This window comes from Chryseobacterium cucumeris (assembly GCF_001593385.1).
Classification (GTDB): Bacteria; Bacteroidota; Bacteroidia; order Flavobacteriales; family Weeksellaceae; genus Chryseobacterium; species Chryseobacterium cucumeris.
In genome coordinates this window covers 1-509 of sequence record NZ_LUVZ01000024.1, presented here as the reverse complement: position 1 = coordinate 509, position 509 = coordinate 1, and the positions used below count along the sequence as shown (strand labels likewise).

At 35.8% G+C, this 509-nt stretch carries 1 protein-coding gene; it reads right to left on the bottom strand.

Annotated elements, in window-relative coordinates; translation table 11 throughout:
• Positions 1-497: RNA polymerase sigma factor (locus A1704_RS15120; protein WP_065119651.1), on the bottom strand; the 497-nt coding region annotated here is incomplete at its 3' end.
• Positions 498-509: the final 12 nt, after the last annotated feature.

Sequence of the window (509 nt, the reverse complement as noted above, 5' to 3'; positions counted from 1 at the left end):
TATTTTGTGTTTATTTTGGTTCTCAAATTATTTTTAGCTCTGTTCATCTTCACTCTTGCATTTCCTTCTGTGATTCCGAGGATTTCTCCTATTTCTTTATAAGGTTTATCTTCCAGATACATCATGATCAATGCTTTTTCCACATCAGACAGCTCGTAGATTGCCTTATACATCTTCTTCAGCTTATGCTCATCATCTTCATACTCCTCATATTCCATTTTAAGAGTGGAGATATCGACATCTACAGCTTGTGCATCCTTCTTTTGGGGCTTCCTGAATAAAGTGATCGCCGTATTTAAAGCAACCCGATACATCCAGGTAGAAAACTTTGAATCACCTTTAAATCCTGGAAATGACTTCCACAATTGTATGGTAATTTCCTGGAAAAGATCCTGATGATCCTCCATATTATCCGTATAAATCCTGCATATCTTATGGATAAGCTTTTGATTTGGCTTAAAGAATTCGATAAATGTTTTCTCCTGTTCAGTGCTCATATTCTATAAGTG